This is a genomic window from Haloferula sp. A504 (assembly GCF_044385805.1).
GTDB lineage: Bacteria > Verrucomicrobiota > Verrucomicrobiia > Verrucomicrobiales > Akkermansiaceae > Haloferula.
On the sequence record NZ_JBISBU010000098.1, the window covers coordinates 1 to 11,544 of the forward strand.

8 protein-coding genes are annotated in these 11,544 nt (G+C 63.6%); 6 read left to right on the plus strand and 2 right to left on the minus strand.

The annotated features are described in order from the left end of the window. A partial coding sequence (locus tag ACG2LG_RS23025; RefSeq protein ID WP_396263098.1) for a hypothetical protein occupies positions 1 to 294 on the plus strand: 294 nt, incomplete at its 5' end. A gap of 437 nt (positions 295 to 731) precedes the next feature. On the opposite strand, the gene ACG2LG_RS23030 is transcribed toward ACG2LG_RS23025, so the two are convergent. Beyond that, positions 732 to 2,330: a LamG-like jellyroll fold domain-containing protein gene (locus ACG2LG_RS23030; RefSeq protein WP_396263100.1), complete on the minus strand. Its 1,599-nt coding sequence runs from the start codon at positions 2,328 to 2,330 to the stop codon at positions 732 to 734. Further along, complete coding sequence (locus tag ACG2LG_RS23035; RefSeq protein ID WP_396263103.1) at positions 2,327 to 2,884, minus strand: sigma-70 family RNA polymerase sigma factor; 558 nt, start codon at positions 2,882 to 2,884, stop codon at positions 2,327 to 2,329. The genes ACG2LG_RS23030 and ACG2LG_RS23035 overlap by 4 nt, the downstream gene beginning before the upstream one ends. 217 nt (positions 2,885 to 3,101) lie before the next feature. On the opposite strand from ACG2LG_RS23035, the gene ACG2LG_RS23040 reads away from it, so the two are divergent. From ACG2LG_RS23040 to ACG2LG_RS23060, 5 genes are all read left to right on the plus strand, one after another. Next, positions 3,102 to 3,857, plus strand: coding sequence for a hypothetical protein (locus ACG2LG_RS23040; RefSeq protein WP_396263104.1), 756 nt, complete (start codon positions 3,102 to 3,104; stop codon positions 3,855 to 3,857). 110 nt (positions 3,858 to 3,967) lie between these two features. After that, complete coding sequence (locus tag ACG2LG_RS23045; RefSeq protein ID WP_396263106.1) at positions 3,968 to 6,523, plus strand: alpha/beta hydrolase; 2,556 nt, start codon at positions 3,968 to 3,970, stop codon at positions 6,521 to 6,523. Between the two features lie 14 nt (positions 6,524 to 6,537). Further along, positions 6,538 to 8,112 (plus strand): hypothetical protein, encoded by a 1,575-nt coding sequence (locus ACG2LG_RS23050; protein WP_396263108.1) that lies wholly within the window; start codon positions 6,538 to 6,540, stop codon positions 8,110 to 8,112. Between the two features lie 5 nt (positions 8,113 to 8,117). Further along, positions 8,118 to 9,368 (plus strand): hypothetical protein, encoded by a 1,251-nt coding sequence (locus ACG2LG_RS23055; RefSeq protein ID WP_396263110.1) that lies wholly within the window; start codon positions 8,118 to 8,120, stop codon positions 9,366 to 9,368. Then, positions 9,365 to 11,188 carry a sulfatase gene (locus ACG2LG_RS23060; RefSeq protein WP_396263112.1) on the plus strand — a complete coding sequence of 608 codons (1,824 nt, stop codon included), beginning with the start codon at positions 9,365 to 9,367 and terminating at the stop codon, positions 11,186 to 11,188. Before ACG2LG_RS23055 ends, ACG2LG_RS23060 begins: the two co-directional genes overlap by 4 nt. Positions 11,189 to 11,544: the final 356 nt, after the last annotated feature.

Consider the following 11,544-nt stretch of genomic DNA (forward strand, 5'->3'; position numbering starts at 1 on the left):
GGGGAGTCGATGCAGGGCGGTCTCGATGGATTCCTCGAGGTCTTCGAGCCCGTCGAATCCCGCGTCGTCAACGGCATCTACCAGCTCACCACCCGCCCCAAGCCGCGCAAGATGCGCTCCAAGGTCGGCTGGGTCTATTTCGACATCGACCCCGGCAGGAACGAGCTCCGCGCACTGGAGATCCGCCTCGATGACAAGTCTCGGATCAAGACCATCTTTTCGAACACGAAGTTCAACCTCCCGATTCCCGACGATCGCTTCCAGCTCGACCTCAGCGGCTACAAGGTGCGGTAGGTCCGGTCAGGCGTAAATGACATCAGCTTAGGGAGGTTGGTCGGTCGAAGGTTTGAAAGTCAAAAGTCCGAGCCTCCGATGCGGGTCGCAAGTCTGTGAACGCTTGGACAAGGAGACTTTTGACCTTGGACCTTCAGACCTTCGACGAGCTCCCCTCAACTCCGTCCACAACCGAACACGTGCTCAAGCTGGTGCAATTCGGTCAGACGTCCTGTTCTTCTCAATCACCCAACCGTTCGAGATGGCACTTCAAATTGACGTGGATTGTCGGAGACTGACAAAGGTTGCTCGAAGCACAGGAAATCAGCAGTTCCTTGGGTCAATCGGTTACGAACCACCGACACGGGTGGGTCACCTGGCCTTTCGATACTGAGCCCCATCGGCTACTGTTTTAACAAGCGCCTTCCAAACTCGCGGGCTGAGTTGGCTCCCTTGCCTCAAGGCTGATCCGCCATCCCCTTTGCCGCCTGATATTGCACGGCCACCTCATCGGCAGTCAACGGGCGGTTCCACATAGCGATCTCATCGACCCAACCGGTGAAGGAGTGGTAGTCGTCATACAGATTCCGACTGGGCTTGCCGAAGCGGACATACCTCCCGGAAAAGCTTCCCTCCTCCACCGTGCCGGCTCGCGCTGCCGATGCTGTACGGTGGCCATCGACATAGAGATCGACCGCCGAAGGCCCCCAACTTGCGACCACGTGGTGCCACTGGCCATCGGCGATATCGCGTGAGGACGCCACCTGCGTCGAGGTCCCATCGTCGTCGACCACGAACTCAAGGTGGCCGGTGCGGCTGAGCCGGGTATGGATCATCGCGCGGTCCGGAACATTCACGTCGCGCGAGGTGTCGCCGGCCAACCAGAGAATCTCGTCACGTCTCTCGGCCCCCGGCACGCGCCGGATCCAGAAACTCACCGCTCCCTCACGACGGCGCACGCCTCCGGGGCCATCGATGCCGGCCACCACGGATTGATCAGGCGAGCCATCGAGGTAGAGTGCCCGGTTACCCGCCGGGAAACCGGCAAGCGCTCCGCGCGCGCCGACTCCCGCAACCCCACCCTCAACCGCCACCCCATGGAAACCGATCGATCCATCGGCCACCTCGTTGCCGAGTTCCATGCCCGATGGTTCATCCAGAGTCCAGTAGCCCGCCGGCGACTGGCCTAGCAGGGTCGTCCGGTAACCGCTTCCGCCAGCCAGCAATTCGGAAAGACCCGGGAACGGATCGGCAGCCAGGGGCACGGCAGATCGTCTCCCTCCATTGGCGAAGGCCTCAGCCGTGCCGGCAACTGAGAGATCGCTGACCATAGACGAGCCGGCCTTGGGCTCAACCTGAACCCTACCCTCGATCAGATGCACCTCCATCGGGCCGCGGCGGGGCACCCGCACTCCGAACCGGGTGCCGATGTCCCGGACCACAAAATCCCGGGTGCTCACCACGAAACCCTCATCGTCCCCTGTCGCGTCGATCCAGAGCCAACCCGAGCGGAGTTCAGGACGCCCCAACTCGGGAAATGAGACCTCGGCGGGGCCTTGGATAACCAGAGCGCTGCCCGAGTCCTGCTTCAGGCGGACCGCCCCCGACTCGACACGCACCGTCGTTCCGGGTCGCAAGGACAACTCTTCCTCATCCGACTCACGGGGCTTGCCGTCAATAGACCACTTCGTGCCTTCCACCGCGGCCGAGGACACGACCGGCACCTCGGGCACGGTGATCTTGATCACCGCAGAGATGACTCCCAGCAAGACCACCACAGCGGCCGCCGACATCACCGAGCGGCGCAAAGCCCTTCTCGAAGCCAGCGCATCGCCCACCACGGGCATCCGGCCCCGCTCGTCGAGGGTCCGGGCGATTTCACGCAAAACCGCCGAATCCTCAAAATATTCAAGGTAGAGCTGCCGGGCCACGGGAGAATCATCGAGCAACCGAGAGAGCGCTTCGGAGCGGGCTGGATCCAGCGTCCCCTCCTCCAGTTCGGCCAGGTCCTTCCAGAGGGACGTCTTGTCGATCACCTTGTCGTTCCGATCATTCATGACAGGGATCTTTGCTGGAGGATGCGCCGACGCACGCAAGTCGCGAGTACGTTACGGATTCGGTAGAGCGACATTTTCACGCTATCAACACCGCGCCCCGCCTCGGCCGCGAGCTGCTTGATGCTTGAATCGTCGAAGTATCGCCGCAGGATCAACGCCCGGTCGGTCGGTCGCAGGCGCTCAAGACACTCCCACAGGATCTTGTGCCGACTGGGAGGCGCAGCGGTGGAGGACTCGATCGCCTGGTCGACCAGCTTCGCCAGCACGTCCTCCGGAAATGCCGACTCCCGCCGGTTGCGCTGCCGCCGCCACGCGTTCAGCACATGGAATTTCGCCACGGTCAGCATCCAGGCATTGAAATTGGTCCCAATCTCGAATTCACGCCGCTTGCGCCACACCAGGGCATTCACCTCCTGGACCACGTCATCGACGTCGGCACTTCCCGGCATCATCGCCATGACGAAGCCACGCAGCGCCGACTGGTGCGTCGCCACCAGTTGGACCAGGGTCTCGTCCGAGTTGTCGCCTTCCTCCAAGTTGTCACTTTCCTCCATGCCTGCGTGGGTGAATGTCCCTCAACTCCGGAAAGTAAGCCACTAATTCAAGAACCGAGCGGAAATCCTGATTTTTCGCCGACCGCGCCTCGCCAAGCGGCCTTTCCCGGGCCGGTGTGAATTTTTTCAGATTCTGAATTACCAAGGCCGGCCCGCGGGACATTCACCCATAGCACGGGGCCGTTCCTGTCTGTGAAATCATTCCATCAAGAAGTCCATGAGATCCGCAATCCTTGCCCTCCTCGCCGCCCTTTCCGCCAGCTCCGCCCACGCCGCGATCACCTACGTCGATGCGGCAGGTGGCGCCGGGGGCAATACGGTCAATGCAAGTGGTGGTAGCGCCACCGACTGGTATGGGACTACCAGCGGAAGCGATACCTTGTGGACGGAACGAGGTTTTGCAACAAACAGTACCGTTTATGAGGCCCTGACGGCCACCAATAATGGATCGGTTGGCGGTTTGCCCAAACTGAAAACCACCATTACCGGCCTCGACTCCGGAGAGACCTACAATGTCTGGGTCTTTTTCGTCGACAACACCGGAGACGACGCAACGCCCATTCAGAACTGGTCGATCGGAGCCAGCCTCACCGCCACCGTTGACACGACCTATTGGAGTCAAGTGCAGCCTCTTGGCACACACAATTCAGCGACCCCTGTGGTGGGCACAAATGGGTCGGGAACCGTCACCTCCATTGGCGTGTTGGAGGCATCCTCACTTGATTTCGTTGTAGATCCCGTGTTCACGGAGAACTTGGGCCTTGTGAGCGAGCGTCGCCTCTTCGGCGTCAACCTCGGCCAGGTTTCCGGCAGCACCACGGCCGATGTATACATCCAACAATTGATCGAAACGAATAGTTCTGAATCGCGGACTTGGTACGACGGCGTCGGCTACGAACTCGTGCCCGAGCCCTCCATCGCGCTACTCGGTAGTCTCGGCTTGCTCGCCCTGCTCCGCCGTCGGCGTGCCTGATTCTCCGCGCGCCCGAGGCCTTGTTCCGGTCACAAGATCCATGCCTCCGTCCCATCTTCGAGGGTGGTGCGTTTCGCGTTTTGCCTGCAAACCCACCCACTCCGAAGCCCATGAGCATCAGAAAAGCGCGATCGCTGATCCCCTGCTTGCTCGTGTTGGCGGCACCAGCGGCCCGCGCCTACGACGTGCCCGGTTTCACGCCGGACCAAACCATTCCTTACAAGCAAACCGTCAACAGCACCGGTGGAGCGGTCACGCTGAACCTGCACGTCTTCACGCCGGAGGGTCACCAGGCCTCCGACAGCCGCCCGGTCATCGTGTTCTTCTTCGGCGGCGGCTGGGTCGACGGTTCGCCCACCCAGTTCCATCCCCATTGCGAATACCTCGCGTCCCGCGGCATGGTCGCCATCTCGGCGGAATACCGGGTCAAGAACGTCCACGGCACGACGCCCCAGGAGTGCGTCAAGGACGGCAAGTCGGCGGTCCGCTACCTCCGCGAAAACGCCGCCTCACTCGGCATCGATCCCAACCGGATCGCGGCCGGTGGCGGCTCGGCTGGGGGGCACGTGGCCGCGGCCACCGGCACCCTCACCGCCTATGAGGAGCCCGGCGAGAATCTCGCGGTCAGCTCGAAGCCCAACGCGATGGTCCTCTTCAACCCGGTCTACGACAACAGTGTGGACGGCTACGGTTACAGCACCGTGCAGGCCTACTGGGAGGATATTTCCCCACTGCACAACATCGATTCCACCACCCCGCCGACCGTGGTCTTCCTCGGCACCAGCGACAACCTGATCCCGGTCGCCACGGCGGAGAGTTTTCAGGCCCTGATGGAGGCCGAGGGCATCCGTTCGGACCTGCACCTTTATCAGGGCCAGCCGCACGGCTTCTTCAATTACGAGGTGCCCGACGACGGCAGCGGACCATGGTATGGCTACCAGGCCACCGTCTTCCGCACCGACGGGTTCCTCGTCTCGCTGGGTTACCTTCCCGACCCCCATGCCGCCCCTGATCCGGTGACCGGCTGGGTGACGATCTTCGGCGACGCCGACTTCTCGGGGGGCAGCGAGGCCACCTCCTCGCCCGTGACCACCGACGGCAACACCGACAGCATCGCCGCCAACATCGATCCGGTCGCGCTCGCCGACGGCGACTTCATCCGGCTTGCCGGCTCGGTGACCTTCGACGTGCCGATCCCCGCCGGTCACTTCCGGATCGGCCTCTTCGATAGCGACGATCCGGTGACCGCGGGCGACGGCAGCGGCTACGCCGGCATCTGGGCCGAGACACCGTCCACCTCGGCGGCGAAGATCGCGGCCGGCGACGGCACGGGTGCAAGCAGCCCTTTCGAGTCGGTGACCGCCATCGAACTCGGCCCGATGCCCGCGGCCGAAGTTCAGGTGGCCGCCAACACGCCGATGGAGTTCACCCTCATGATCGCGCGCAACGGCGACGCCCTCGACATCACGGCGGACTTCGCAGACGACGGATCGTTTTCCTCGGAACAGAACCTGCTCAACCAAGCTCTCGCCGATTACGATTACAACAGCGTCGCCTTCCTGATGACCGGCATCCTGAATGCGAGCCAGGGGAGCTATTCCGGCATCGGCGTCACCCGCGGACGAGTTCTCAGCGACCCTGTCGAGCCACCACCTGCCGGCCCCATTGGCCTGATCACCTATGTCGATGCGGCGGAAGGTTCCGGCGGGAACACTTTCGTGACCGGAGGCACGCCCGCGGACACCTCGTGGATGGTCGTGGACGTCTCGTCGACCGACGACGACCAATGGAGCAAGCGGACCACGGTCGAAGGCAATGGCGGCACATTGTTCCAAGCCATGCCCAATGGCTCGCCCGACTTGATCCCGGAACTCACCACCCGCCTCAGCGGCCTGGCCGACGGCGACTACGAGCTCTACGCCTTCTACTGGGACCAGATCGATAGCGACACCCAGAACTGGGTCCTTTCCGCCGGCCTCACCTCCGGGGTGATGACGGCCTACAGCTCTCCGGGCGAACCCGCGGTCGCGGGTGCCACCGCCACCGGGGTGAACCACGCGGCCGACCTGAGCTTCGCGGATCCCGCCCCGGCGGTGGTGGCGGGAGGCGGCCTGCGCAAGCTCTTCGGCATTCATCTGGGCCGGGGCACCGTGAGTGGAGGATCGGCGGTGGACGTCCGCATCGACCTGTTGTTGAACGGCAGCTCGACCACCACCCGTGCATGGTTCGACGGGGTCGGATATGCCCGCGCCAACACCTTCCGAAACTGGATCTCAGGCTACGATGCGGGCAACGAGCCCGGTTTTGATGATGATCCGGATGGAGACGGCAGGGCCAACGGACTGGAAAACTTTTTCGGCACCGATCCCGTCGTGGCCGACGCCGCCGGCCTCAATCCAGTTTCGTTGAATCCGCAAAGCGGCACCTTCACCCATCCCCAGTCCGAAGCTCCGGCAGAAGACCTCGTGGTGACCTACCAGTGGTCGGACAACCTTTCCACCTTCCTCGACCACGGGGAAACGAACGCCGCAGGGACCCGCGTGACCTTTTCGTCCCAAACCCATTCACCCGCCCCTGGCACCACCACCGTGATAGCCACGATCTCCGGACCGATGAACCCCGACCACCTCTTCTTCAGACTCAAGGTGCTCCAATCCAATCCTTAAAGCCGATGCCCGCCATGAATACCATCCGCCCCTTCCATCCTGCCCTCTGCCCGCTCGCAGCCATCGTCTTCATCACCCCCGTACACCTGTTCGGTGAAACGGCCGCGGTCGGCTCGGTGGATCGCATCCTCGGCGAACAACAGATCAACGGACCCGGGGTGGGCTACTATCCCGACAACACGGCCGGGGTGGTCGGCATCAGTGGCTCCACCGCCACCAGTTCGCGCATCGACACCAACGTCGTCCTCGGTTTCACCCTGCCCCCGCTGCCGACCGGTGCCACCGTGGAAACGGTGATCCTCTCATTCGAAATCACCGGTGCCCAGGACCTCCCCGGCTCCGGGCTCCCCAACCTCCACGCCTATCTGCTCGATACCACCGATCCCGATGGCAGCGGCACCACTTACTTCCATCACGGTCCCGAGGACGGCACCCCCACCGTTCCCTTCGTCGGCGCGACCCGCGTGGAGGTCAGCGGCACTTCGCAGAACACCTTCGACGATGACACCGAGGACTGGACCCTCGTCTTGACCGGCGATGCCCTGACCCTTTTCCAGAGCTTCTACGGTGGCGACAACCTGCCAGACCGGGCGGAGGCCTTCTTCCGCTTCAATCTCGATGTGAATCCCGATGAAACCGTGGGCAGCCAACTCATCCGCTACAATCTCGACATGGCGCTCGACGAGGCCGAGGTCGAAATCAACGTGCCACTGATCACCTACGTCGATGCGGCGGAGGGCTCTGGTGGAAACACCTTCGCCACCGGCAGCACTCTCGAGGACACCTCGTGGATGGTGGTGGACGTCTCCGCGACCGACGACGACCAATGGAGCAAGCGGACTACCGTTGAAGGCAACGGCGACACCCTCTTCCAAGGAATGCCCAATGGCTCGCCCGACTTGATTCCCGAACTCACCACGGAGATCACCGGCCTCGCCGACGGCACCTATGACATTTACGTCTTTTATTGGGATCAGGTGGACAGCGACACGCAGAACTGGGTGTTGTCAGCGGGCCTCACCTCGGGTGCTCTCACAACCTACAGTTCTCCGTTCGAGCCGGAAGTCATCGATGCGACCACGGAGAACGTCACGAATGCTGCAAACCTTCCCTTTACGGGTCCGGTCACGGTCCGGGCCGGCGGCGGACTGCGCAGTCTGTTCGGCATCAAGGTCGGGCAGGCCACGGTCAGCGGTGGCTCCCCCGTCGCGGTCCATGTCGACATGAATCTCGACGGCAACTCCAGCACGACCCGCGCGTGGTATGACGGGGTCGGCTACGCTCCGGCCGCCGCCGCGGCAGGTTCGTCCCCGGTGATCACCTCGTTCTCCGCAGTGGAAGGCGGCGTCTGGGAACTGACCCTGATGGGTGCCGCCAACACCGACTTCGAGTTCCGCTCGTCCACGACGCTCGACTTCACTCCCGGCATCTTGGTCGAGAACCTGACCCAAGACGATCCAGGCGATCCCGGCATGATCGGCGGCACGAATGACAGCGTGGTGACCACGGACGGCAACGGCCTCGCCACGGTCCGGATGGCCCTGACGGGAAATCCCGCCGACTTCGTCCGCGCCCAGAGCGTGCCGTGAACCCCATGCTGTCAGCACTGTGGACCGCCGCGTTCGGAGCCAGCATGGTCCACGGAGACATCACCTACCTCGACGCGGTGGAGGGTTCCTCGGGCAACACCTTCGCCACCGGCGGATCGCCGGCCGACTTCTCATGGCTCAATCCGGACACGACATCCACGGCCGACGACGACCAATGGAAGAAGCGGCCCTATGGGAACGGCGGCACCGTTTTCCAGGCCCTCCACTCAGGAAACACGATGCCCGAACTGACCACCCGGATCAGCGGGCTTTCGGATGGCAGCTACGACGTCTGGGTCTTCTTCTGGGACGGTCCAGACAGCAACCAATGGACGATCTCCGCGGGGCTCACCCCGGGCTCTCTCACCACCTACAGCTTTGACGGCCCCGGAGACTCATCCGCTGCCGTAGCGGCCAGCACCCTGACATTCAACAACCCTCCAATGGTCACCGAGGACGTCCGGACCCTCTACGGCGTCAAGGTCGGACAGGCGTCCGTCGCGGGAGGAAACGCGATCGAACTCCACGTGGACAACCTTGTGGGCGGCGGCAGCGCGACCCGGACCTGGTATGACGGAGTCGGCTACGGGCCGGCCAATCCCGGCGGAGGGGACCCACCGGACGAAGGCCTGCGTCTCTTCGGGGTGGAGTTTAACCGCGACGACGCCCTGGGTTCACCGAGCCAGTCGCAATTCCGGGTTGTTTCGGGATCCACGACCCAGAACGGCAATGCGGCTTCGTATGTCAAAACCATCGGCCCAAGACAGGTCACCATTTCACAGCCCGGTGCGGTCGACTTCGAGTTCCGTGGCGCCAATGGCGATGCATCGCGCGCGATTCCGGGCGGCGACACCTCTCTCTCCTTTCTGGTGGCGGACTTCATCGCCACCCGCGAGGGCGCGATCAATCTCGAAATCACCGGCCTGCCCGCCGGCGACTACGTCTTTCGCTCCTACCACCTCGACCCCTTCACTGGCAGCGCCCTCGGCTTTGCCCAAGGCCTGACGACCACCACGCCCAACACCATCGAGGCCCGCACCGGCGGCGTGATGCGGGGCAGCGTCCAGCCCACCGCGCTCGGATCCGCCGGGCTGAACACCACCTTCATCAACGACTCACAGGTGCCCACACTGATCTTTCCCTTCACCCACGATGGATCCTCGCCGCTGGTCGTCGAATTGCGATCCACCAAATCTAACGGAAGCGAGAACTTCCTACTACTGAACGGATTCGAACTCTTCGAGGCCGCGCCATGAAACTCCTGCCACCACTGCTGGTCGCGCTCGTCGCCATGCTGCACGCCGAGCCGCCGAACGTGCTCTTCATCGCGGTCGATGACCTGCGGCCGGAGCTTGGCTGCTACGGTGAAAACCACATGGTCACGCCGCACATCGACACGCTTGCCAACCAAGGCCGCCTGTTCCGCAACCACTACGTCGCCGTGCCCACCTGCGGTGCCTCGCGCTATGCGCTGATGACCGGCCTGCGGCCAACCGCCGCCTCAGACGACAACGGTGCCTTCAACGCCATGCCCACGAGCCTCCCGGCCCAGCCCGAAAGCTGGGTCGACCTGCTCCGCCGCAATGGCTGGCACACCGTCTCGCTCGGCAAGATCACCCACGAGCCCGACGGCTACCGCTGGAACTTCCCCACCAACTACGACATCGATCGTAGCAGCGCCACCAATCCCGACATGCGCCACTCGTGGAATGAGATCCTCTACGACCACGACAAGTGGGGTGCCCAGCGCTACCCGCTCTTCGCCTATGCCGACGGCACCGGCCGCGTGCGCAACGTCTCACTGGCCTCGGAAATCGGCATCGACGGCTCGGGCCAGAGCCTTCCCGACGAAGCGTACCCCGACGGGCAGATGGCGCAGGCCGCCATCGACAAGCTCCGTGAATTCGCCGACGACGGCACCCGTTTCTGCCTGGCGGTCGGCTTCCACAAGCCGCACCTTCCGTTCAACGCGCCCAAGGCCCACTGGGACCTCTACGACCCGGCCACCCTGCCCGACCCCTGCCCGACGGACAAACCGGTCGGAGCCAACGCCGCAACCACCGCGGACTCCGGGGAAATCGGTGCCTACACCGACGGCAGCGACCGGGCTCACCTTCACCGCGCCTATTTCGCCTGCGTTTCCTACGTCGATGCCCAGGTCGGCAAGGTGCTCGCCGAACTCGACACCCTCGGACTCACCGACAACACCGTTGTGATCCTGTGGGGCGACCACGGCTGGCGTCTCGACGATTACAACGGCATCGGCAAGCACACCGTGCTCGAACGCGCGGTCGAAGCTCCGCTGATCATCCGCCCGCCGACCAGTCTGCGGCCCGAGGTCTTCGCCGGTGTCCCAGCCGAGGGTGTGGTCGAGACCATCGACATCTATCCGACCCTCGCCGAGTTGTGTGACCTGACCCCGCCCTCCTCCACCGCTGGCTCGTCGTTGGTGCCCATGCTGCTCAACCCCTTCGCGCCAGGGAAAAGCCACGCCTACTCGCGCTACAACTCGATGACCAGCATCCGCACGCGCGACTGGCGGCTCATCGACACCAATGGCGACAGGGATCTCTACGACCTCTCGTCGTTTCGGTATGAATTGGAGGACGTCTCCGGCAGCAACCCGGCGGTCGTCAGTGCCTTGAGTTCCGGTCTCGGCACCCAGGCCACCCGGCCGGGGATCACCTACGCCGACTGGACCGGCGGCAACCCGTTGCTCGCCGACCCGGACGACGACGGCGACGGCGACGGCAGCCCCAACGGCATCGAGTATGGTGCCGGCACCGACGGCCTCGACCCGGCCTCGCGACCGGTCGGGCACCTCGACTTCGAGGATCTCGCCGCCTTCGGTTTCGGCAGCGACGAACCGGTCTACCGTTTCCAGATCGCCACCGATCGTGAAGACGCCTCGTTTTTCCCCGCCACTTCGACCAACCTCGTCGACTGGACCTTCGCGCCACTCGAATTCCTCGATGCCACCGATCTCGGCGGCTCGCAGTTCCAACTGCGCTTCCGTCTCACCGGGACGGCCGACCCGTCGCGCTTCTTCCGCCTCGAGGGCGGCATCGGCCCGTGAGCGACCTCCCGCTGGAATCCATCCGAATGGAGCCAGCATCATGAGAAGTCGTGCTGCATTCCTGCCCGTTATTGTCTCCATCCCTATTTTCCGCTCAAGGCCGCCCCAGTGAACGGCTTGCGGTTGATCTTCGATGGCGACCTCTCGTTCACGCCGGTCACTGCATCGACCAACGCCTCGGAGATCAGCGACGCCTAACACACGAGCATCGCCGTTTCGAACGGTGCGGAGGTCACCTTCGTCGATGTCGCCAAGCAGCGTGCCAAGGTCATGGACGCCGAATCGTCCGAGGCCCGCTCCTTCACCATGCTCTCCGGGGAGTCGATGCAGGGCGGTCTCGATGGATTCCTCGAGGT

Coding starts and splice junctions, on each gene's coding strand:
- ACG2LG_RS23030 (WP_396263100.1), bottom strand. CDS start 2,330: ATGAATGATCGGAACGACAAGGTGATCGACAAGACGTCCCTCTGGAAG.
- ACG2LG_RS23035 (WP_396263103.1), bottom strand. CDS start 2,884: ATGGAGGAAAGTGACAACTTGGAGGAAGGCGACAACTCGGACGAGACC.
- ACG2LG_RS23040 (WP_396263104.1), top strand. CDS start 3,102: ATGAGATCCGCAATCCTTGCCCTCCTCGCCGCCCTTTCCGCCAGCTCC.
- ACG2LG_RS23045 (WP_396263106.1), top strand. CDS start 3,968: ATGAGCATCAGAAAAGCGCGATCGCTGATCCCCTGCTTGCTCGTGTTG.
- ACG2LG_RS23050 (WP_396263108.1), top strand. CDS start 6,538: ATGAATACCATCCGCCCCTTCCATCCTGCCCTCTGCCCGCTCGCAGCC.
- ACG2LG_RS23055 (WP_396263110.1), top strand. CDS start 8,118: ATGCTGTCAGCACTGTGGACCGCCGCGTTCGGAGCCAGCATGGTCCAC.
- ACG2LG_RS23060 (WP_396263112.1), top strand. CDS start 9,365: ATGAAACTCCTGCCACCACTGCTGGTCGCGCTCGTCGCCATGCTGCAC.